Source organism: Phaeobacter sp. G2, assembly GCA_025163595.1.
Taxonomy (GTDB): Bacteria; Pseudomonadota; Alphaproteobacteria; order Rhodobacterales; family Rhodobacteraceae; genus Pseudophaeobacter.
Genome location: CP104100.1, coordinates 2,952,813 through 2,973,483, shown reverse-complemented (window position 1 = coordinate 2,973,483; position 20,671 = coordinate 2,952,813). Strand labels below are relative to the sequence as shown.

At 59.2% G+C, this 20,671-nt stretch carries 22 protein-coding genes and 2 pseudogenes; 14 read left to right on the top strand and 10 right to left on the bottom strand.

Annotated elements, in window-relative coordinates; translation table 11 throughout:
• The first annotated feature begins 65 nt into the window (after positions 1-65).
• From N1037_14085 to N1037_14060, 6 genes and pseudogenes are all read left to right on the top strand, one after another.
• A pseudogene (locus N1037_14085) lies at positions 66-278 on the top strand (DDE-type integrase/transposase/recombinase).
• 204 nt (positions 279-482) lie between these two features.
• A complete protein-coding gene (locus tag N1037_14080) occupies positions 483-734 on the top strand; it encodes a PepSY domain-containing protein (GenBank protein UWS78396.1) in 252 nt (83 codons plus the stop codon).
• A gap of 7 nt (positions 735-741) precedes the next feature.
• On the top strand, positions 742-1,335 hold the full coding sequence (locus N1037_14075) for a cytochrome b/b6 domain-containing protein (GenBank protein UWS78395.1): 594 nt from the start codon (positions 742-744) through the stop codon (positions 1,333-1,335).
• On the top strand, positions 1,332-1,943 hold the full coding sequence (locus N1037_14070) for a LuxR C-terminal-related transcriptional regulator (GenBank protein ID UWS78394.1): 612 nt from the start codon (positions 1,332-1,334) through the stop codon (positions 1,941-1,943). The genes N1037_14075 and N1037_14070 overlap by 4 nt, the downstream gene beginning before the upstream one ends.
• The gene (locus N1037_14065; GenBank protein ID UWS78393.1) at positions 1,940-2,644 is read left to right on the top strand and encodes a VIT family protein; all 705 of its coding nucleotides are present in this window, start codon (positions 1,940-1,942) and stop codon (positions 2,642-2,644) included. Before N1037_14070 ends, N1037_14065 begins: the two co-directional genes overlap by 4 nt.
• A gap of 63 nt (positions 2,645-2,707) precedes the next feature.
• Positions 2,708-3,147 (top strand): annotated as a pseudogene (locus N1037_14060) (IS5 family transposase).
• A gap of 231 nt (positions 3,148-3,378) precedes the next feature.
• Here the strand turns inward: N1037_14060 and N1037_14055 are convergent.
• From N1037_14055 to N1037_14040, 4 genes are all read right to left on the bottom strand, one after another.
• Complete coding sequence (locus tag N1037_14055) at positions 3,379-4,182, bottom strand: class I SAM-dependent methyltransferase (protein UWS78392.1); 804 nt, start codon at positions 4,180-4,182, stop codon at positions 3,379-3,381.
• A 286-nt stretch (positions 4,183-4,468) separates the two neighbouring features.
• Complete coding sequence (locus tag N1037_14050; protein ID UWS78391.1) at positions 4,469-5,146, bottom strand: nitroreductase; 678 nt, start codon at positions 5,144-5,146, stop codon at positions 4,469-4,471.
• A 245-nt stretch (positions 5,147-5,391) separates the two neighbouring features.
• Positions 5,392-5,538 carry a hypothetical protein gene (locus N1037_14045; GenBank protein UWS78390.1) on the bottom strand — a complete coding sequence of 49 codons (147 nt, stop codon included), beginning with the start codon at positions 5,536-5,538 and terminating at the stop codon, positions 5,392-5,394.
• Positions 5,538-6,206 carry a cupin domain-containing protein gene (locus tag N1037_14040; protein UWS78389.1) on the bottom strand — a complete coding sequence of 223 codons (669 nt, stop codon included), beginning with the start codon at positions 6,204-6,206 and terminating at the stop codon, positions 5,538-5,540. The genes N1037_14045 and N1037_14040 overlap by 1 nt, the downstream gene beginning before the upstream one ends.
• A gap of 631 nt (positions 6,207-6,837) precedes the next feature.
• On the opposite strand from N1037_14040, the gene N1037_14035 reads away from it, so the two are divergent.
• From N1037_14035 to N1037_14015, 5 genes are all read left to right on the top strand, one after another.
• Complete coding sequence (locus N1037_14035; protein UWS78388.1) at positions 6,838-9,648, top strand: glutamine-synthetase adenylyltransferase; 2,811 nt, start codon at positions 6,838-6,840, stop codon at positions 9,646-9,648.
• Positions 9,620-9,892 carry a hypothetical protein gene (locus N1037_14030; protein UWS78387.1) on the top strand — a complete coding sequence of 91 codons (273 nt, stop codon included), beginning with the start codon at positions 9,620-9,622 and terminating at the stop codon, positions 9,890-9,892. Before N1037_14035 ends, N1037_14030 begins: the two co-directional genes overlap by 29 nt.
• Before the next feature lie 230 nt (positions 9,893-10,122).
• Entirely contained in the window at positions 10,123-10,350 is a 228-nt protein-coding gene (locus N1037_14025; GenBank protein UWS78386.1) for a hypothetical protein, read from the top strand.
• Positions 10,351-10,596: 246 nt separating this feature from the next.
• The gene (locus N1037_14020) at positions 10,597-11,811 is read left to right on the top strand and encodes a class I SAM-dependent rRNA methyltransferase (GenBank protein ID UWS78385.1); all 1,215 of its coding nucleotides are present in this window, start codon (positions 10,597-10,599) and stop codon (positions 11,809-11,811) included.
• 9 nt (positions 11,812-11,820) lie between these two features.
• Positions 11,821-12,366 carry a PIN domain-containing protein gene (locus N1037_14015; protein ID UWS78384.1) on the top strand — a complete coding sequence of 182 codons (546 nt, stop codon included), beginning with the start codon at positions 11,821-11,823 and terminating at the stop codon, positions 12,364-12,366.
• 8 nt (positions 12,367-12,374) lie between these two features.
• Here the strand turns inward: N1037_14015 and N1037_14010 are convergent, their stop codons facing one another.
• On the bottom strand, positions 12,375-13,364 hold the full coding sequence (locus N1037_14010) for an LLM class flavin-dependent oxidoreductase (protein ID UWS78383.1): 990 nt from the start codon (positions 13,362-13,364) through the stop codon (positions 12,375-12,377).
• A 91-nt stretch (positions 13,365-13,455) separates the two neighbouring features.
• Positions 13,456-14,142 (bottom strand): M48 family metallopeptidase, encoded by a 687-nt coding sequence (locus N1037_14005; protein UWS78382.1) that lies wholly within the window; start codon positions 14,140-14,142, stop codon positions 13,456-13,458.
• Between the two features lie 179 nt (positions 14,143-14,321).
• Here N1037_14005 and N1037_14000 point away from each other — a divergent pair, with 179 nt between their 5' ends.
• A complete protein-coding gene (locus N1037_14000) occupies positions 14,322-14,621 on the top strand; it encodes a DUF4389 domain-containing protein (GenBank protein ID UWS78381.1) in 300 nt (99 codons plus the stop codon).
• 162 nt (positions 14,622-14,783) lie between these two features.
• Here N1037_14000 and N1037_13995 read toward each other — a convergent pair whose 3' ends face one another.
• From N1037_13995 to N1037_13980, 4 genes are all read right to left on the bottom strand, one after another.
• Positions 14,784-15,968: a VWA domain-containing protein gene (locus N1037_13995; GenBank protein UWS78380.1), complete on the bottom strand. Its 1,185-nt coding sequence runs from the start codon at positions 15,966-15,968 to the stop codon at positions 14,784-14,786.
• A 21-nt stretch (positions 15,969-15,989) separates the two neighbouring features.
• The gene (locus N1037_13990; protein UWS78379.1) at positions 15,990-16,157 is read right to left on the bottom strand and encodes a hypothetical protein; all 168 of its coding nucleotides are present in this window, start codon (positions 16,155-16,157) and stop codon (positions 15,990-15,992) included.
• A 52-nt stretch (positions 16,158-16,209) separates the two neighbouring features.
• Positions 16,210-17,550 (bottom strand): DUF2927 domain-containing protein, encoded by a 1,341-nt coding sequence (locus N1037_13985; protein UWS81368.1) that lies wholly within the window; start codon positions 17,548-17,550, stop codon positions 16,210-16,212.
• Between the two features lie 310 nt (positions 17,551-17,860).
• Positions 17,861-18,700 (bottom strand): MoxR family ATPase, encoded by an 840-nt coding sequence (locus N1037_13980; GenBank protein ID UWS78378.1) that lies wholly within the window; start codon positions 18,698-18,700, stop codon positions 17,861-17,863.
• Positions 18,701-18,886: 186 nt separating this feature from the next.
• Between N1037_13980 and dksA the strand changes: the two genes are divergently transcribed.
• Entirely contained in the window at positions 18,887-19,309 is a 423-nt protein-coding gene (gene dksA, locus N1037_13975; GenBank protein ID UWS81367.1) for an RNA polymerase-binding protein DksA, read from the top strand.
• Positions 19,310-19,381: 72 nt separating this feature from the next.
• Positions 19,382-20,581 (top strand): FAD-dependent monooxygenase, encoded by a 1,200-nt coding sequence (locus tag N1037_13970; GenBank protein UWS78377.1) that lies wholly within the window; start codon positions 19,382-19,384, stop codon positions 20,579-20,581.
• Positions 20,582-20,671: the final 90 nt, after the last annotated feature.

Sequence of the window (20,671 nt, the reverse complement as noted above, 5' to 3'; positions counted from 1 at the left end):
TGGCCACGAGCCTTTGCGCCTGCAGCAGGTTCCTCGCTGCGCCTGGTGCGACTGTCGCGAAAGGGCTGGGTGCAGTCATGGACTGGTACACCCGCAAGGTGCTGGCATGGCGTATCTCGAACACGCTTGAGGCCGACTTTTGCGTTGAGGCGCTGAGCGAGGCCATCCACCGCTTCGGACCGCCCGAGGTTATGAACACCGACCAGGGCAGTCAGTTCACGTCCTTTGCCTGGACGGATCGGTTGCGTCGATCCGGCGAACGCATCTCGATGGACGGCAGTCGACGTTTGGCTGGCTGCTCAGTAATGCCCGTACGCCGATGTAGTCGCTGACCTGACCCGCCGTAAGCAGCCGCTTATACGGGCATCCGTAAACTTAATGCCACTAGATGCAACCGCCTCAAACGCTGAAATGGTTGAGAGCGACAACATAGGTTGCCGCCTTGTCATGCCGGGTGACCGGCAAAAATAAGGAATACTCAAATGCGTAAACTTACTCTGCTCGCCCTGCTTGCCATCGCCTCTCCCGCCCTCGCGGAGAGCATCACCAAAGACAGTCTGCTTGGGACCACCATGCAAGAGGTACAGGCCTCGCTGACGGCAATGGGCTATGAGGTCCGCAAAGCTGAGATGGAAGACGGGCAAATCGAAGTCTACTTCGTGCGCGACGGCAAAATGGGCGAGGTATATGTGAACCCCCAGACCGGCGCGGTTACCACGCTAAAGATGAAGTGATCGCACTATGGCTTTCACTTCCAAACCGAACAGCGGGCGCACAGGCGCCCGCAACATACCCGGCGCCCGTGACATCCAGGTCTGGGACCCGCTGGTCCGGCTCATACACTGGTCCCTTGCCCTGACTATTCTTCTGAACGGTGCAGTGGTCGAGGACGAAAGCCAGGTTCACGAGTGGATCGGTTACATCGCGCTAGGCTTGGTTGCTATTCGCCTGGTCTGGGCTTTGATCGGGCCGAAACACGCCCGCTTTGCAGCCTTTCCACCGAGCCCAGGCCGGGCGGTCCAGCACCTGCGAGATCTCCTTGCAGGTGACCGCAGGGTGCACCTGTCGCACAATCCTCTCGGAGCTCTTATGGTCTATAACCTCTGGATCTCTGTCATCCTTATAGGCATTACTGGCTACATGATGACGACGATCACCTTTTTTGGCATCGACTGGGTCGAAGAAGCCCATGAGGTCGTCTTTGGCTGGCTGTTGTTTTCGGTTGCACTGCATGTTGCCGGTGTGGCCGTCGACAGCTGGCGCTCCGGTGTCAATCTGGTTCGCTCCATGGTAAGCGGACGCAAAACCATCCCGCAAGGACGCGAGGTAGAATGAGCCAATCGTTGAGGCCGACAAGAACCAGGGAAAGGCGTGCAACAGTTCTTGCGGGCCTTATCCTGCTGCAGGCCCTGTGCGCGCTGTTCTTCATCGGAGATGTGATTGAAGATTTTCGAATAGACGGGCAGTTTGACAATCCACATCTCATTCTGGAATCCGTGGCGGCGGCAACCCTTATCGCTGGCGTGATCTTTTTGATGGTTGAGCTGCGCAGCCTGCTGTTGCGCATGTCGGAAATGCAGCTTGGGCTCGATATTGCCCGCGGTCATGTTGCCGAAATCATTGACGCCTTCTTTGCGGAATGGGGGCTAACAGAGGCTGAGCGGGATGTGGCCATCATGATGCTGAAAGGGGTGGACAACGACACCATCGCCCGCATCAGAAAAACCGCCCCCGGGACGGTACGGGCACAGGCAACACGCATCTATTCAAAATCAGCGACAGACGGGCGCGCGCAGTTCATCAGCCTTTTCATGGAAGAGCTGATGTCAGGTGACATTGCGCCTGAGGAAACCCCCGAGGAAAAGTCGGATCAAGAGTCTGCAGTCCTCCCTGAAAAGAAGACGCAAGCGCCAAAGCAATCTTCGACAAAGGAACTCACATGAATGACATAAGCGCCCACTCAGATGACCCCCATTACGTCAACCGAAGCGGCTGGCTGCGGGCTGCGGTCCTTGGTGCCAACGACGGCATCGTTTCCGTGTCATCGCTTGTGGTCGGCGTGGCAGCCGCTAACCCGGACCCGTCAGCGGTAATGATCGCCGGTGTCGCAGGGCTCGTCGCCGGAGCCATGTCAATGGCGGCAGGTGAATATGTTTCTGTTTCCTCGCAATCTGATACAGAACGAGCCGACATTGAACGGGAACGAATAGCACTGGCCGAGATGCCCGAGGAAGAGCTGGCAGAGCTGACCGAAATCTACAAAGAACGCGGGTTGAGTACAAAAACCGCAGAAGCCGTCGCAAGAGAGCTTTCAGAAAAGGATGCGCTGGGGGCCCATATTCGCGACGAGCTGGGGCTGACGGAAGTCCACACTGCGAACCCGCTTCAGGCGGCGCTGACCTCCGGAGCGACCTTCAGTGTCGCTGCTGCCATACCCGTCCTTGCCGCGTTTCTGGCCGCGCCCTCAGCGATTATCTCTACTGTCCTCGTCGTCACGGTCATTGCGCTTGCTGTGCTGGGCATGTTGGGCGCCAGTGCCGGCGCGGCCCCGATGTTGCCCGCCACAACCCGGGTGGTTGTCTGGGGTGTCTTCGCCATGGCGGTGACCGCGTTTGTTGGCTGGTTGTTCGGGGTGAGTCTTTAGGGTCAGGACCCATTGATGTCCACTTAGCGGCATGATTCACGGTTCGAAAACGAGCGGTGAATCATGTCTGATCTTTTCTGGCTTACGGACGCGCAGATGGCGGGCCCTGGGCCCTTCATTGCGAAGTCCCCCGGCAAACCTCGCGTTGATAATCGACGAGTGTTGAGCGGCATTATCTTCATCAACCGCAATGGGTTAAGGTGGCGTGATGCCCCAGATTCCTATGGGTCACACAAGACGTTGTACAACCGTTGGAAACGGTGGAGTGACAAGGGTGTCTTCGCCCGGATGATGGCCGGTCTGGCCGCCGAGCACGGCGAAAAGAAGGCAGAGATGATAGACCCCACTTACCTAAAAGCCCACCGAACAGCGACCAGTAAGGGCGTAAAAAAGGGGGGCGTGGACGCCTGATCGGCCGCACCAAGGGTGGCATGAACACCAAACTGCACGCCATTTGCGACAGCGAAGGCCGGCCCCTGAACCTGTTCGTCACTGCGGGTCAGCGCCGAAAAACCCCTATTATACGGGGGCGAACTGAAAATCCTCGACCTACCCCCCTTTACAAAGGGGCAGCTTGATTGGCCGCGTCATCCCTCCTACCTGGAGGCTCCTGACCGGGCGGCATCCGGGGCAGCGCCCTTGGGGGCTAAGCCATTAGGAAGTGTGCGGACAAAAAACAGCGGCTCCCGTGGCGGGGGCCGCTGTTTATGTGAGTGTTGGATAACCGGGCTAGCTCAGTATCCGAATATTGCCCTGGCGCTGTCTTCGGCAGCTCTGTCGAGACGGCGGCGTGACGGATCAAGACCGGCACGGATTTGGGCGTCACTTGACAATTCTTCATAGTCCAGCGGGGTTCTGGACAACAGGATCGCCCGAGCGCCGGTTGATCCATCAAACCGGTAAATATGGGTTTCGTCCCAAGCCAGATGGCCACCATCCCGCAGACCAATAATGTCCTGCACAAAATTGTGGCACTGGTAGTTTTCCATCAGCAACACGTATTCATTGGCCATATTCACCATGTTGCAGAGGGCGACAAAATGGCTGACGGCCGTATGGATATGCATCAGCACAGCCTGGCTGTAGATCAGGTCCGATTTCGGCCAATGGCGCGAAAAGGGCATGGTGAGATCTTGCAGTTTCAGGCGGTCTGTTAGGTCCGGGTGACGGTTGCGGGCCAGATCAAGTTGCGTGGCACCACGGTCGCTGCCAGAGAACTGGATCTCGGGAAAAAGCGCGGTTGCATTGCCGAGATGATCACCGGCACCGCAGCCCACCTCGTGCACCGAAGCAGGTTGCAGTTGGCCGATGACTTCGTAAATCAAATGCTGGTTGGGATGCAGCGAGCGGCCCTGTTTGGTCACATGGCCTGTTTCAGGATCGAAACTCAGCTCGGCGGACTTGGCAATGGCGTCGTGATCTTTTTCGACGTCGCCAGTCAAACGGCGTTGATATGAATCCGCTGTATAGCTTTCCCAGTCAAAATCGTCGTCATAGAATTTTCTTTTCTTATAGAACAACCTGTTCAAAATATTCATGTCACTACTCCTTGCCGCGGGTATTCCCTTTTTGAGCTAAAAAAGAAAGAAAAAAGTCGCAAATTTGCAGCGGGGCAGGCGTTTGGTGCAGGAGTGCTGCGCAGGGCCGGCTGCTGACAGCGGGGCAGGGAGTAGCTGTAAAAACCGGCCCCTCATAACCGGACCCTGCCGGCTGGTCTTGTCCAAATCAGGCAGTCAAGACTGGCCAGGGGCAATGCTGGGGATCCGGGATGCCCTCCTCGCCAGACACGAGGAGAGATCTGCGGCTTGCGAAGCAGGGCTTGGATCAGTCTTCAAAGCCAAGAAAACGGGTGGTGTTTTCCAGCGCACGGCGCCGCGAAACCACAGAGTTTGCGACAAAATCCTCGTCGGGCCAGCCCAAAGCCACGCAGGTCAGAATGATCTGGTCCTCGGGAATGTTGGCGATTTCACGCACCACCGGGCTTTGCATGATGCCCTGCCCATTGATCACCGCGCCGAGGCCCTTGCTCCAGGCGGCAAGCACCAACCCGTAGGTCATGGCGCCTGTATCAAAATGGGCAATGGTGTTGTCCAAAAGCGAGCGGTCAAAGCAGACAACAATAGAAACCGGTGCATCAAACTGTCGGAACCCCCGCATCACCCAGTCCTGGCGGCGCTCCTTGTCGTGACGCTCGATGCCCATGGCTTCAAACAACTGGACGGCAATTTCGATCTGCCGTGCCCGGTGTTCGCCCTCATAGGCGGCGTAGTCTTCAATATCGCGGCTGGGCGGCGTTCCATCCAGCATCCGTTCTGTATTGCCGCGGCGCACCTGTTCCAGCGGCGCGCCGGTCAGCACATGCAGGTGCCAGGGCTGGGTGTTCATCGACGAGGGTGCCCGGTTGGCCAGGCTAATGATCTCTTGCAGGGTTTCCTGTGACACCGGGTCCTTGGTAAAGCCCCGGATTGAGCGCCGCTCATTGATTGCCTGTTCGAGTTCCATCACATGTCCCTTTGTTCGACCAATCGCGCCCACTTGGCCCGCAGAATGCTGGCTTTGTATTGGGGCGCCTGGTGGCTTTGGCGCTTTTGGCCAAGCACGTTCGACCATGACCTTAGGACGGGTGATCAGGGCTTTGTAGGGGGTTTTGCGGATGTGCCGCAGCGGCACAAATGACCCAACCCAAAAGTCAAAAGAGCAAGGGGGGGCCTCTTGCGATGTTGCGGGTGCTGAGAGGCAAATGCGGCTCAGTTGGATCTGAGCCGGTCAATCAGGCTTTGGGTTGCGGTGTCAAAGAGTGTGATATTGGCGCTGCTTCGGGCTGCCAGCTGTGCCGCCTGAAACATTGCCATCGAGACTGCATCCGTCAGCTGTGTCTTGGTGTCTGTTTCCATCACACCGCTGGGGGGCTGGCAAAGGGCAGGTGGCCGGTTTTCATCCAGACCCTGGCGCCGCTGTTGCCAGTAAAAGCCTGCAGTGGCTGCCCTTGGGGGAGGCGCAGCCAGGCACCAGCTTCAAGCTGATCGCCCCCTTCGCGCAGACATCCATCAAGGACTAGGACTTCAATGCCGCCCGGATCGGTTATCTCAAAAGCGGTATTCGCTGCGATGTGATGATAGGTGACCTTTTCGCGGGCGTCGCGGTGCAATTCAAGGCTGGCAATACCCCCTTGCGCCGGGCCGGGATCCACTGTCATTGTTTTGCAAAACTGGGTCCGGTCCGCCGGGTCAAACTGCCAGAGTTTGACAAAGATCGTGCAGCCCGCTTGGGACCCTGGTGTGTGGCTGCTGGTGGGCGGGTTGCGCACGTAGCTGCCTGCAGGATAGTCGCCATGTTCATCCTGAAAGACGCCTTCCAGAACAATGAACTCTTCGCCGCCGGTATGGGTATGGGCGGAAAAATGGCTGCCGGGCGCATATCTTACAATTGTGGTGGCGCGGGCCACCTCTGCGCCAATCCGGTCCAGCATGCGCCGATCAACACCAGCCATAGGGGAGGCAACCCAGGGTTCATCGGCGGAATGAACCAAGACGCGTTTTGTGAAGTCTGCATTGATTTCCATTAACCTGTCTCCGTCTTCTCGTGTCTGCCGACCCGGAACAGCGGCCCTGTGGCGTTGCGCTCCACAGGGCAATAGCTGGTGCATTAGGCCTTAGGTCTGGCGCAAAGACTTACCTGCAAAATCCAGTGGTCAGAGTTGCGTTTGCCTATCAACAGGTAGGCGAAAGGCGAGAGGGCGTAAAGACAGACTGGTTCAGGTCTTTGTCGGGAAAGCCTGCAACCCGGATGATCGGTCTATCTCCCCAGGAAACGGCATTGATTGGGCGGCGCTGCGTGTGACGCCGGGTTGGTCAATCCAGCGGGGCAGGGCAAGGAGCCAGTTCTAAAACGGTGAAAGGCGGCTGCTATGATCTACCGGCCGGTAACATAAACAAAAAACAAGCTCTTCCCAAAAACACCAGGGATTTTATCCCGCGCAGGAAAAGCCATAACACTCGCACATTGTGGTCATCAAAAAACAAACAAATGGAAGAGCATAGCAGCACGGCTTTCTTAAAGGGTACGGTAAGGTTTGAGGAGGCTGGTATTCCGTACCTTGGCGTTGGATTTTTTGGCGGCCAAATTTGCGCTTTATTGCCAGCTGTAGGTGGTTCGCGGATTGACGCCGCTGTTCAGGCGGAACAGTGTTCGGCATGTCTGAACATCTGCAAATAACCCGCCTTCCCATTGCCTATGATCCCGATCTTGGCGCTGAATCTCGCGCACTGGTGGCGGGGCTCACTCAGGACACCGGGCAGCTCATTGCTGGGGCGGCGGGGTCCAGTCCCTATCTGCGCAGATTGATCGAACAGGAAGCCCCATGGATTGGCGATGCCCTGACCGCTCCCAAGCAGGCATTGGCAGTTGTTTTTGACGATTGCCGTGCTCTGGCGCCCGATCAGCTGAAACCGGGCCTGCGACAGGCCAAACGCCGGGTGGCGCTGCTGACAGCGCTGTGTGACTTATCTGGCGGCTGGTCGTTGGAAGAGGTGACCACGGCGCTGACAAACTTTGGCGCGCTGAGCGCTGATGTCGCGATAAAGGCGGAAATTGCCGCGCTTATCCGGCGCAAGAAACTGCCGGGACTGACGGAGGCGGATGTTGAAACCGCAGGCGGGCTTTCGATTCTCGCGATGGGTAAAATGGGCGCTTATGAGCTGAACTACAGTTCGGATATTGATCTGATCTGCCTGTTTGACGAGACCCGTTTTGACCCGGCCGATTTTTTTGAGGCGCGGCAGGGCATGGCGCGGGCAACCCGTAATATGTGCACCACCTTGAGCGACCGCACCGCCGACGGCTATGTCTTTCGCACCGACCTGCGGCTGCGCCCGGATCCCTCTGTTACTCCTGCCTGTCTCTCAATGGAGGCGGCGGAACGGTATTATGAAAGCCTGGGCCGCACCTGGGAACGGGCCGCCTATATCAAGGCACGGCCCTGCGCCGGGGATCTGGCTGCGGGGGAGGCATTTTTGAAAACCCTGCGTCCCTTTGTTTGGCGCCGCCATTTGGATTTTGCCGCCATTCAGGACGCCCATGACATGCGGCTGCGCATCCGTGAAAACAAGGGCACCGGTGGCCCGATCACCGTGCCGGGCCATGATATGAAACTGGGACGCGGCGGTATTCGTGAGATCGAGTTTTTCACGCAAACCCGGCAGTTGATTGCCGGTGGGCGGGACGAGGGACTGCGGCTGCGGGGCACTGTTGAGGGGCTCGCGGCGCTTGCCGAAAAGGACTGGATCCCACCAGAGGTCGCCACCCGGCTGAGCGCCCATTATCGCAGCCACCGCGAGGTAGAGCACCGCATTCAGATGGTGCATGACGCCCAGACTCACCAGATGCCAAACTCTGCCGAAGGCATCGCCCGTGTGGCCTGTTTGATGGGGGAGGATCCGGCTGAAGTGCAGGCACAGATTCACCACCGCCTGGTTGAGGTGCATGAGCTGACCGAAGACTTCTTTGCCCCGGATGCCGGGGTGGGGCCGCAACCTGTGATTCCCGATGGCTTTGACGAAAACGTCATTGCCCGTTGGCGCAGCTATCCAGCGCTGCGCTCAGAACGGGGAGCACAGATTTTTGACCGGCTCAAGCCCGAGCTGTTGAACCGCCTGGCGCGCACTGCCAAACCCGCTGAATCTCTTTTGGCGCTGGATGGGTTTTTGGCGGGTCTGCCTGCGGGTGTGCAGTTGTTTTCCCTGTTTGAGGCAAATCCGCATCTGCTGGATCTGTTGGTTGATATTGTGGGGACCTCGCACGAGCTGGCCGGATTCCTGTCGCGCAACTCTGGCGTTTTTGATGCGGTGATCGGCGGCAGTTTCTTTGAGGACTGGCCTGGTGGGGCGGTGTTGCGGCAAGAGCTGGAGGCGGTGCTGGCGCTGGAAGCGGATTACGAGACCCAGCTGGACGCAGCGCGCCGCTGGTGCAAGGAATGGCACTTTCGCATTGGGGTCCATCATCTGCGCGGGCTGTTGGACGCCAAAGCTGCCGGAACGCAATACAGCGAATTGGCAGAGGCGGTGATCCAGGCGCTGTTTCCACGGGTGGTTCGCCAGTTTTCCATCAAGCACGGGCCGCCTCCGGGGAGTGGCCCGATTGTCATCGCCATGGGCTCCTTAGGCGCGGGGCAGATCAATGCCCGGTCAGATCTGGATATCATCGTGGTCTATGACCCAAAGGATGTGGAGATGTCTCAGGGGCGCAAGGCATTGGCCACGCGCGCCTATTATGCCCGCTTGACCCAGGCGCTGATCACCGCTCTGTCGGCGCCAATGTCGCAGGGACGCCTGTATGAGGTGGACATGCGGCTGCGCCCCTCGGGCAACAAGGGGCCGGTGGCCACCAGCTGGTCGGCCTTTACCCATTACCAAGAAAACGAGGCCTGGGTCTGGGAGCATCTGGCGCTGACACGGGCGCGCGGCGTTGCCGGTGAGCCGCAGTTGATGCAGGATTTTGAAAGCTTTCGGCGCAGTGTAATCGCGCGGCATCGGTCGCAGGACACCGTGTTGGCCGAGGTGGTCCATATGCGGGATCGCTTGGCAGCCGCAAAATCCCCAACGGGGGTCTGGGACGCCAAAACAGGTGCCGGGCGGATGATGGATATTGAACTGGTCGCGCAGGCTGGGGCGCTCTTGGCTCAGTCTCCCTATCGTGATGTGGCCGGAGGGCTGGAGCAAGCTGTCGCTGGCGGCTGGCTGGATGCCGCAGACGCGTTGGTTCTGCAGCAGGCCTATGCGCTATACTGGTCGGTGCAGACCGCTGCCCGGCTGCTGTCTGGCGATGTTCTTGACCAAAACGCAATCGGTGAGGGCGGCGCACTGTTCCTGAGCCGCAGTGCTGGTTATGATGGCTTGGATCACTTGGAACAGGCCCTGCAAGAGGCCTATAAGACCTGTGCCGCGATAATCTCGCGGAGCTTACAGAAGGAAACGGGGCATGCAGACGCTGGCGGAACTGGATCATAAACGGCTGATCCGCGAGGCTTATCGGATCGACGGCATCACCGTGAGCCAATGCCGTAGCATCTTTCTGGACTGGGCGCTGAGCCTGCCTACCCAGCTGGACAACCGCACTGCGATCACCCAGATCCTGGAACATTATAGCGATGAGCCTTCTGATCACCCGATGACAGGGGTGTTGCAACAGGGGCTAGAGGAAATGGCAAATCCGCGCCGTCGCGGCGGCTGGCGTTCACGCACCCGCGATTGATGGTTAATCCATGCGATTGCAACGGGCGTCTTGGTACAGCGCAGGCCATTTGCAGCTTGAGCCTGGTTTGGAGAGGTTGAGCTTTAGGGCAACCGCGCTGGGCCCAATCTGCAAATAGATTTAGATTTCGTAAAATTGGACTAAATTTGTCTCAATCCTGCCTTTTTTGCGGATCAGGTTGGCTTCGAACCAGCAAGCCGGGGGACCGGCAATTGGTAAGGAGCTGAGCAATGATGACCCTTCGCAGACTTTTCCTCACCGCACTGGGCTGTAGCCTTTCCGCCTGCGCTACGATGGATACCCCCTCTCGGAATGCCCCGTTTGAGCCCTTGCGTGACCACTACGGCCTCATTGCCCACGGTGACCAGACGATAGGGGGGGCGGATTTTAGCCAGCTGAGCTCAATCACCCCACTGATTGCCGTCGATGTCCTTGGCAAGGATGCCTATAACGACTAGGGCCGCAGGTCACTGTGGCGCATTACAGCCTGTGACATGACCATGCCCAAGATTACCGTGCGGCTCACCGGGGGCTGGCCAAAGTGATCGAGCAAGCGATCCTGGCACCTGCACGTCGCTCGGGGGAGCGCTTATCCAGGCGCTGATTAAATTCTAGGGCGGATCAACAGCCGGTGAAAACCTTTTGGGGCCGCATGCCTGTGTAGGCCCCTTTCCCTGTTGCCACGATAGGGCTATGAGAGCCCCATGACAGCCACATCCCCCGCGCCAGAGCGCCCCCGTGTAAAACTCCTGCCCAAAGCAAATGCCCGCGCCCTGCGCCACGGCTTTCCCTGGGTCTATTCCAACGAGCTGGTTACCGATCGGCGCACCCGCAAGCTGGAGCCGGGCAGCCTGGCCGTGTTGCTGGACGAGGCGCAGACGCCCATGGGGACCGTTGCGGTCAACCCAACCAGCAAGATCATCTGCCGGATGCTGGACCGCGATCCGCAGGCGGTGATTGATCAGGCCTGGTTTCAGGCGCGGATTGCCCAGGCCTTTGCCCTGCGCGAGCAACTCTATGATGCGCCGTTCTATCGCTTGGTCCATGCTGAGGCCGATGGCCTGCCCGGTGTGGTGATCGACCGTTTTGGCGAAGCCTGCGTTGTGCAGCCCAATGCCGCCTGGGCCGAGGCCCATCTGGAACCGCTGACGGCGGCGCTGGCCGAGGTCACGGGCTGTACGGTCATTCTGAAAAACGCCTCCGGGCGGACCCGCGGGCTGGAGGGGCTGGACGACGAGAGCCTCACCCTGATGGGCGAGACTCCCACCGCGCCAGTGCCGGTACAGATGAATGGTGCCACCTATATGGCGGATCTGACAGGCGGCCAGAAGACCGGTCTGTTTTATGACCAGCGCGAAAACCACGCCTTTGCGGCCCGGCTGGTGCCGTCGGGCGGCGATGTGCTGGATGTGTTTTCCCATGTCGGTGGCTTTGGTCTGGCGATGCGCGCGGCCGGGGCTGGAACTGTGACCTGTGTTGATGGCTCTGCGGCGGCGCTGGATCTGGCCGGGCAGGGGGCTCAGGCCTCTGGATTTGGTGAGAGTTTCACCGCCCGTCAGGGCGATGCCTTTGATCAATTGGCAGCTCTTGTGGAAGAGGGACGCAGCTTTGACGTGGTGATCTGTGATCCGCCTGCCTTTGCCCCCTCAAAACAGGCGCTTGAGGCTGGCCTGCGCGCCTATGAGCGGATTGCAAAACTAGCGGCCCCCCTGGTGAAACCCGGTGGCTATCTTGGCCTGTGCTCCTGTTCCCACGCCGCCGATCTGGCGCGGTTCCGCAATGCCTCGGCGCGCGGTATTGGCCGGGCCGGGCGTCGCGGACAGCTGATCCACACCGGCTATGCAGGCGCGGACCATCCGCAATTGCCGCAGCTGGCAGAAAGCGGCTATCTGAAATCCGTCTTCTTCCGGCTGGATTGATCCTGAGCGATGAAACTGCTTCTGGATACCTGCGTGCTATATCCCACGGTGATGCGCGAAATGCTGGTCGGTGCCGCGGCCCAGGGGGCGTTCACCCCGTTGTGGTCGGCGCGTATCCTGGAAGAGTGGAGCCGGGCCGCGTTGAAACTGGGGCCAGAGGGCGCGGCGCAGGCCCGCGCTGAAGTGGCGCTGCTCAAAGCCAGTTGGCCGCAGGCCGTGGTCGCCCCGGCCCCGGGGGTAGAGGCGCGGCTCTGGCTGCCGGATGCGGCGGATGTGCATGTGCTCGCCGCCGCCATCACCGGCCATGCGGATGCCATTGTCACGGTCAACAACAAGGACTTCCCCCGCCAGACCCTGGCCGAGGAAGGGCTGGAACGGATTGGTCCCGATCAGCTGCTGTATGATCTCTGGCTCAAAGATCCCGCCCTGATGGAGGCGCTAGGGGCCGAGGTTTTGGCCGAAGCCAACCGTTTGTCCGGCGGTGCCTGGGAAATCCGGCCACTGTTGAAAAAGGCGCGGCTGCCGCGATTGGCCAAAGCCCTCGCAGCGGGCTAGGCACGGTTCTAGAGCGGCTTTAACGCCTCAGCGGCGATCTCAAACGAGCGCAGCCGGGCGGCGTGATCATGGATCTGCCCGGTAATGATGACCTCATCCGGGGCATAGCGCGTCAGGATCTCAGACAATTCACGCGATACCGTCTCCGGGCTGCCGGTGGCGGAAACCGTCAGCGCCTCGTTCACCCCGGCGAGCACAGGCGGCGGCAAGTGGTCCTCAATGTTATCGACCGGGCGCGGCAGTTTGCCGGGTTGGCCCAGTCGCAAACGGGCAAAGGCCTGTTGCATGGTGGTGCGCAGGCGGATGCCTTCGGCGTCGGTATCGGCGCCAAACACATTGACGGCGATCATCGCATGGGGTTTCTCCAGGTAGGTCGAGGGGCGAAAGGCACGGCGGTACACCTCAAGCGCCTGGTCCAGGGCTTGCGGTGCAAAATGCGATGCAAAGGCATAGGGCAGGCCCAGCTGTGCCGCCAGTTGCGCACCATAGAGACTGGAGCCGAGGATCCAGACCGGGACATTGCTGCCTTGTCCGGGAAAGGCGCGGACCTTTGCCTGTGGATCCAGCGGACCAAGAAAACCCATGAGTTCAATCACATCCTGCGGGAAGCTATCCGCAGCCCCCGCTGCCATGCCACGGCGCAGGGCGCGGGCGGTCTGCATGTCGGTGCCGGGTGCGCGCCCCAGCCCTAAGTCAATGCGATCACCATAGAGCGCCGCAAGGGTGCCAAAGGCCTCTGCCACCATATAGGGCGCGTGATTGGGCAACATGATGCCGCCAGCGCCCACACGAATGGATTTGGTCTGGCTGGCGATATGGCCAATCAGCACTGCGGTGGCGGCACTGGCGATGCCGGGCATGTTGTGATGCTCCGCCAGCCAGTAGCGGTGATAGCCCCAGGCCTCGGCCTGACGCGCCAGATCGGTGCTGTTCTGCAACGACTGCGGGATTTCACTGCCCTCGGGCACCGGAGCAAGGTCAAGAAGAGAATAGCGCATCAGGGGTCCAATCAGGCTTCCAGTCACGGGAACTTGTGATTTGGGCATTCTGCGCAGAAATGGCAAGGGGCGGCGGCAAAATGACGTGATGTCAGGCGCGTTGCCAGTCCGCCTCCAGCCGTTCCAGCGCGGCAATGCGCTCTTCTGTCTTGGGATGTGACATCAACCAGGCCGGGGCCATGCCCGCCCGCGCCTGGGTCAGCGCTTCGAGTTTGCGAAACAGGGCCTTTTGTGGCTCCAGGCCGATGCCGGATTTGGTCAGCAAGGCAGCCGCATATTCATCGGCCTCATATTCGTCACTGCGCGACAGGCGCGCTGCCAGCAGATTGGCCAGCATCCCGGCAATCCAGGGGCCGACAAAAGGGATATAGCGCCCCAGGATCATCATCAGCGCGGTACGCAGGGCATTTTGCCCAGAGAAATCAATGACCCGTTTCTTGGCGTGTCCCAGCGCCACATGGCCCAGCTCATGGGCGATAACCGAGGCAAGCTCGGCTTCGGTGACTTCGCCATTTTGGTACTTCTGGTAAAATCCACGGGTGATGAAAATCCGGCCATCCGGGGCGGCAAGGCCATTTACCGGCTCGACCTCGTAGATGAACACCGGAATGCGGTCTATCTCCAGCGCTGCTGCCATACGATCGGTCAAACGACGCAGTTTGGCATCAGCCAACTCGGTCGAGCGGGCGTCCAGCTCGCGGTGGGTGCGCCAGACAGAAATCCGGTACGAGACGAGGCCATAGATCACAGCCAGCAGGATGGGGGTAAAACGCAGCATCCCTCAGATATGGGGGCGAATCCTCTGCAGAGCAAGGGAGCCTTTGCAATCCCGCCACAGACCGGGGCAGGCGATGGGTTTTTGGTAGCTGAGCGGCAGCTGCAGATATTTCTGTGGTTGCGGTATGGGGCTTAGTGGCTAAGGATGGGGGAATTCTGTGACCAAACAGCGAGGGTGTCGTGGCTGAACCAGAAGATATCAATGGCCGTTTGCATGGCGAACAGTTCGAACCAGAAGAGAAGGAAAGCCTTCTTACGCGTTTGATCTATATGATCCTGATCGCCGTGATGATCTCGGTAGCGCAGACTGTGCTGGCAACAGCCACGGTGCTGCAATTCATCATCCTGGCCGTCACAAAGGAGCCCAATCCGCGCCTGGCAGATTTTGGCACCGATCTGGGCATCTGGATCGCCAAGGCGGCGCGCTATCAAATGGTGGCGAGCAGTGTGAAGCCGTGGCCCTGGACGGAACTGGACTAAAGGTTTCACTCAGCGCGGTAAGCCTGCGTCTAGGCAAGGTGCGTGGGGAACAGCCCGGCGCCGGTTTCATCTTAATATAAGTACTCAGGCCACAGGCCTTGCCCAAAGGGCACTCTGTTTGGAACCTAACTACAGCTATGCAGATGGGTGGATTAACAGGCGCTAGCGCGTCAACTCTTTCATGCCGCTTTCCAGCCCATCCAGGGTCATTGGCACCATGCGATCCTCAAAGATTTCACGCACCATGCCAATGGAATGGGTGTAATCCCAATGGGTCTTTGGCACCGGATTGATCCAGAGATGGCTCTTCCACTGCTCCCGCGCGCGCTGCAACCAGACCTGACCGGCCTCTTGGTTCCAATGCTCATTGGCCCCACCGGGATAAGCGATCTCATAGGGGGACATCGAGGCGTCCCCGACAAAGATGCATTTATAGTCTGGGCCATAGGTCCGCAGCACCTCATGAGTGGGCATCTGCGCATCCCAGCGGCGCCGGTTGTCACGCCAGACCCCTTCATAAAGGCAGTTGTGGAAGTAGAAATACTCCAGATGTTTGAACTCTGTACGCGCGGCAGAGAACAGCTCTTCCACCACCTTGATATGGGGGTCCATTGATCCCCCAACATCCAGAAACAGCAGCACCTTCACAGCATTGTGGCGTTCGGGGCGGGTTTTGACATCCAGATAGCCATGCTCTGCGGTGGCACGGATGGTGTTGTCGAGATCCAGCTCCTCATGGGAGCCCTCGCGGACCCAGCGGCGCAGGCGTTTCAGCGCCACTTTGATATTGCGTGTGCCAAGTTCAACATCCCCGTCGAGGTTCTTAAACTCACGTTTGTCCCAGACCTTGACCGCGCGCTGATGGCGGCTTTCTTTCTGGCCAATCCGTACCCCCTCGGGGTTGTAGCCATAGGCACCAAAGGGCGAGGTGCCGGCGGTGCCGACCCATTTACTGCCCCCCTGATGGCGGCCTTTTTGCTCTTCCAGCCGCCGTTTCAGGGTTTCCATCAGCTTGTCAAAGCCACCCATGGCTTCGATCTCGGCTTTTTCTTCCGCGCTCATGTGCTTTTCAGCCATCTTGCGCAGCCAGTCTTCGGGAATGTCTACCGCATCCATCACTGCTGAATTCGGGATGGCTTCCAGGCCTTTGAAGGTGGCCGAAAACGCGCGGTCAAATTTGTCGATGTTGCGCTCATCCTTGACCATGGCTGAGCGGGCGAGAAAGTAGAAGGCTTCGATGTCATAGGTCACAAGACCCTTTTTCATCCCCTCCAGAAAGGTGAGGTATTCGCGCAAAGACACCGGGATAGCGGCCTTGCGCAGATTTTCAAAAAAGGGCTGAAACATGAAGGAGCCTTTCGCGACGGGTTAGGCCAGCATGCGATGGATCACGATGGTGGCGATGACCCCCACAATACCAAAGGCGATGGCATAGACAGCGCCATATTGCAGCAAATCGGCAGTATTGCCGCCACGTTTTCGTGCGTTGTAGACCCCCAGCAGAATGCCCAGCAGGACTGCACCAATTACGATCATGTTCTTTCCGCCTGTTTTTGCGCAGCAGTTTGCGCCGATGTCTGTAGCTGTCTCAGTTGGGCGAGGGACGCAGATCCGCGACTTCGCGGATCTTGGCTTTCACCGCCCAATCCGGGCCAAACCCGTACCGCGCCCATCCAAGGCTGTCCAGTCTGACCGTGTTGGCAGTGGCAAATTGGCCCAATAGATCCAGGGCTTCGGCCTTGATCAGCAGGGATGTCGCCAGCAGGGCCGCGTTTTCAAAGCGGCTGGCGACAGGCAATGCAGGGTTGATCTGTTGCAGGGCGGCTTCGCCGTCGCCGCGGGCAATCAAATAGGCTGCCATACGCGGGCGGATCACTGCTTGGTGCAGGTCGCTGCCTGGGGTCTGTCTCAGGAAATCAAGCGCGGTTTGAAAATGGCGTTGCGCCAGCTCCGGCTCGTTTGCCTGGATCATGCGCCCCAGAACATAGTGGCTATAGGCGCGGCGGTGATCGGACCAACCCAGTTCCTGCGCCAGAACTACGGCCTGGTTTGCGGCTCGTTTGCGGCTGCTGAAACCACTGCCGGGGCCAAGCGCGGTTTCTATCGCGTTGATCCAGCTGCGCGGCGTGGCGGGCAGCGCCCGAGAGGCAATGGAATTGCCTGCGGGGTTCAGCCGCGACAATAGCCCCGGCAAAATGGCGGCGACCTCACTGCGGCTCATGCCGGTGCGCAGCTCTGGCGCATAGGTGGCGCGCAGCACCAGCATGTCAAACCCGGTGAGCACGGTATGCACATTGTCGTCGTTAAAGACGGAATCTGAAAGGCGATAGAGATCATTCAGCGGCCCGATGGCCTGGGCCAGCTCCTCGTGCAGGCAATCGCGGGTTTCCTGTGGGCTGATGTCATTGGGCACAAACACCGCCAGCCGTTCACGGCTGCGCAGGCGTGACCAATCGGTATCGGGGCTGCGTCGTTTGCGGCGCAATTCGGCCAGTGAATCCACATTTGGCACTACAAAACAGGCGGCTTTGGGCAGGGCACGGTGGATCGCGCGGCTGGAGACCGCCTGTACGGTGATCTCCACCGGGCCGCTGTTGACTCGCTGGATATCGATCCCTGCCTCGCGCTTGAAACGCTGTAGCAGTTGGCTGAGATCTCTTTGGAAGCCGGCGCTGGGATTGCCAACCACCCGCAAACGGATGGGGCGCTCAAACCGGGTGAAGACCGGCAAATTGGTTCCGCCTTCGAGCCGGAAATGTAGATCTAGAAAATCGCGGGCAATATCGCGGTTAGAGCGCTGCGGCGCCCGCGGGCGCGGCGCTGAAAAGGCCTTGGCGGCAGGCAGATTGCTGGTGGCCAAAGCTGCGCGACTGGGAGTCTTATGCGCCGCTGGAAGGGTGCAGGCAGCAATAAGGGTGGCTAAGCCCAGCGGCAATAAAAGCCGCACGAGCCGGGCCAGAACAACAGGCCGCACCGCACCGCGAGGTGGCTTGGCAGGGGCAGTGGGAGCAAATTGAAATCTCAGGGGAATCACTCGGGGCTCCAGCAAGGGTCATAAAAGCGGCGCAAAGGGCACCCGGTCATTAGATCCGTGCCAAAGTGATAGGGCAATGGGGCGCAAATTTGAAGAGACAGAGGCAGCTGAAAGAAACCTGGCGGTTTTGTCTCAGCCAGGGCCTGATCCTCAAAACAGTGCAGGGCGGTGATCCCAGGCCGGCGTTTTGAGGATCAAGGCGCCTTTACTTGCGGCCGCGCGCCATGAAGGCCAGGCGTTCAAACAGATGCACATCCTGTTCGTTCTTGAGCAACGCACCATGTAGTTTTGGCAACGCATCGGCGCCGTTGCGGGCTAGGTCTTCCGGGCTCAGATCTTCGGCCAATAGCAGCTTCAACCAGTCCAGCACCTCTGAGGTGGAGGGCTTTTTCTTCAGACCGGCGGTGTCGCGGATCTCGTAGAACTGGGTCAGCGCAGCGGTTAGCAACGATTCCTTGATGTCCGGATGGTGCACCGCAACGATCTTTTTCATGGTCGCGGCGTCAGGGAACTGAATGTAGTGGAAGAAACAGCGGCGCAAAAAGGCGTCGGGCAGCTCTTTTTCGTTGTTGGAGGTGATGATCATGATCGGGCGGTTGGTTGCGCGGATGGTTTCACCGGTCTCATAGACGTGAAACTCCATCTTATCGAGTTCCTGCAGCAGGTCGTTTGGAAACTCGATATCTGCTTTGTCGATCTCATCAATCAACAACACGACCTTTTCGTCCGCTTCAAAGGCTTCCCAGAGCTTGCCTTTTTTGATGTAGTTTTTGACGTCATGCACGCGCTCTTCGCCAAGCTGGCTGTCGCGCAAGCGGCTGACCGCATCGTATTCATACAGGCCCTGCTGGGCGCGGGTGGTGGATTTGACGTTCCACTCGATCATTTTCAGCCCCAGGGACTCGGCCACTTGCCGGGCCAATTCGGTCTTGCCGGTGCCCGGTTCGCCCTTGACCAGAAGCGGGCGCTCCAGTGTGACAGCTGCATTAACTGCTATTTTCAGGTCGTCGGTGGCGACGTAGTCTTTAGTGCCTTGAAACTGCATGATTTATATACATCCCCTGCTTGCTTTCTCGCGATCTGGCGCATTTAGGAGGGTTTTAACCCGGTCTGTTTACTATTGTGTAGTGACAATCGGCTTGTCAGGGGATAAACGCAGCGGCATGGGGAGCCAGGATGTATGGCGAAGACTGAAGAGACCTACAGAATGGGCGAGACCGAAGGAGCCGAAATGAAACAAGAAATGTTTCTGCCGGAAGATTACCGTCCGGCCGAAGATGAGCCTTTCATGAATGATCGGCAGCTTGAGTATTTCCGTCGTAAACTTCTGAACTGGAAGCAGGATCTGCTCGCTGAAAGCCGCGATACAATCGAAGGGCTGCAAGACAATACCCGCAATATTCCAGATGTTGCAGACCGGGCCAGTGAAGAAACGGACCGGGCACTGGAATTGCGGACCAGAGATCGCCAGCGTAAACTGGTTTCCAAAATCGACGCGGCAATTCGCCGGATTGAAGAGGGCGAATACGGCTACTGCGAAGTGACCGGGGAGCCAATTTCTCTGAAACGTCTGGACGCGCGTCCCAACGCAACGATGAGCCTTGAAGCGCAGGAACGTCACGAACGCCGCGAGAAAGTCCATCGCGACGATTGATTTCTGAACGAATGTAGAAAAACCATCACGCCGGGGCCTGTTGCTCCGGCGATTTTCGTTTATGGACATGGCATGAGCGAAACACAGCAGACAGCAACGACACTGAGACATCTCAATGTGACCATTATTGGTGCAGGGATCGGCGGCCTGGCAGCCGCGTTGATCCTGCAGCGCAAAGGTGCGCAGGTCACTGTGCTGGAACAATCCGAGGCGGTCTCGGAAGTGGGGGCCGGCCTGCAGATCACGCCCAATGGTCTGGCGGTTCTGACGGCTCTGAAGCTGAATGATGCCGTGGCGTGGTCTTCGCAACGCGCCAAGGCGGTGGTGCTGCGCGCTCACCGTGACGGCGCTGAGGTGCTGCGGCTGGATCTGGATCAGTATGCCGCCGATCTGCGCTACTATTTTGTCCATCGTGCGGACCTGATCAAAATTCTGGTCGTTGCTGCCCGCGAGGCCGGGGTTCAGGTGCGCCTGCTGCAAAAGGTCGAGCGGGTTGACTGCGGGCCAAAGCCCATCGTGCATCTTGCCAATGGTGCCCAGTGCGGTGGAGACTTGGTGATCGGCGCGGATGGGCTGCATTCGCAGGCCCGCCGCGCGCTGAACGTGGCAAGCCAGCCGTTTTTTACCGGGCAGGTGGCCTGGCGCGCGATTGTGCCCAATCACAGCAAATTGCCTGCTGAGGCTCAGGTGTTTATGGGTCCGGGCTGCCATCTGGTGGCCTATCCCTTGCGCGATGGCGCGATGGTCAACCTGGTGGCGGTACAGGAACGCCGGGCCTGGGCGGAAGAGGGCTGGCATTTGCCGGATGACCCGGAAAACATGCGCGGCGCCTTTGCCGGGTTTGGCGGCGAAGCCCATCAGCTGTTGTCGCAGGTGCAGGACTGCGCGCTTTGGGGATTGTTCCGCCACCCGGTTGCCCCCCATTGGCACCGCGGGGCGGTTGCCCTGCTGGGTGACGCAGCGCATCCAACCCTGCCCTTTATGGCCCAGGGCGGCAATCTGGCCCTGGAAGACGCCTGGGTGCTCGGCGAGGCGTTGGTAGCGCAGTCTGGCGATATTCCGGCTGCCTTGGAAACCTATCAAATACACCGGCAAGACCGGACAACCAAGGTGGTGGGGGCTGCCAGTCGGAATGCCTGGAAGTATCATCTGCGCCCGCCATTCAGCTGGCCTGCGCATCAGATCCTGAAACTGGGAGGCCGTTTTGCGCCCCAGAAAATGGTGTCTCAGTTTGACTGGATCTACCGTCACGACGTGACCAAACAGGGCTGACCTGCAGTTACTGCCCGGGGAAGCACTTGCAAACAGGCTAATGCGCCTCGCCTAGAGCGAGCTATATCATAGAGCAAAGTGGGGCTCCCG